The sequence below is a fragment of the Mesorhizobium sp. M7A.F.Ca.US.005.03.2.1 genome (assembly GCF_003997795.1).
Lineage (GTDB): Bacteria > Pseudomonadota > Alphaproteobacteria > Rhizobiales > Rhizobiaceae > Mesorhizobium > Mesorhizobium ciceri.
On record NZ_RZRP01001319.1, the window covers coordinates 1 to 1,075 of the forward strand.

Genomic DNA, 1,075 nt, shown 5'->3' on the forward strand with positions numbered 1-1,075 from the left:
CCATCCTGACCAAGCCGCAGACCATGTCCTACGAGCAGCTTGAGAAGGCCGTCCCGGCCGATTGCAGCGAAGATTCGGACGGCTGGTACAACGTCGGTGTCGAGAACTGGGCAGGCAAGGATTACCTGGACCAGTTTTTCCTGCGTCCGGCCGATCCTGAGGCCTTCAAGGCGAACTGACCAAAGCAGGTCTGGCCACCCCGTCAGCGTTGACGGGGTGGCATTTCTTTCATTCCGTGCAAGTCTAGCCGACCAACGTCGGCCAACTGGACCTATGATGTCGTACCCAACGGTTGAACTCTCATCGGTCAGGAAGACCTTCGGGCCGACTGTGGCGCTCGGCGGTTGCAACCTAACGGCCTACGCAGGGGAGGTTCACGCGATCATTGGCGGCAACGGCTCGGGCAAGAGCACGTTGGCGAAGGTGATCTCCGGCGTGCTGATACCCGACAGTGGCCAGGTGTCGATCCTTGGAAAGTCGGCAACGTCTCCGCACGAGGCGCGCCAGCTGGGTATCTCGAATGTCTTTCAGGAGGTGCTCGTCGCGGACGAGTGCTCGGTGCTGGATAACCTCTACCTGGGCGCGGATGGCCTTTTGGGCTCGTCCATGAACCGGGAAGAGAAAGAAGCCAAGGCATCCGCATTGATGCGCGAACTCCTCGGCTTTGACATCGATCTCTCCGGGTTGGTGGGCGAACTGCCCCTGAGCGTCAAACAATGGGTGACAATCGCCAGGGCTCTTCTGACTGATCCCAAGGTCCTGATCCTCGACGAGTCCTCGGCCGCGCTCGACTTCGATTCCACGGAAAGGCTGTTCCGCAAGATGCGGCAGCTCAAGCAGCGGGGGGCAAGCATCCTGATCGTCACCCACCGCATCGCCGAGCTGGTGCGTATCGCCGACCGCGCGACGGTTTTGCGCGACGGTGTGGATGTCGGCAAGCTTGCCAAAGAAGAGATCACCGAGGCCAGGATTCTCGAACTGATTGCCGGTGCCGAGCGCAGCGGCACAGACCGTGATCAGCCGTTGCCGAGGCGGCTCGGCGATCGGGCGGTCCTGCGTGCAACCGATTTTCGGG

1 protein-coding gene is annotated in these 1,075 nt (G+C 61.3%); it reads left to right on the forward strand.

The window, feature by feature from the left end; translation table 11 throughout:
• Window positions 1-276: 276 nt before the first annotated feature.
• The coding region (locus EN991_RS37415) for an ATP-binding cassette domain-containing protein (protein ID WP_206519350.1) at window positions 277-1,075 on the forward strand (799 nt) is incomplete at its 3' end.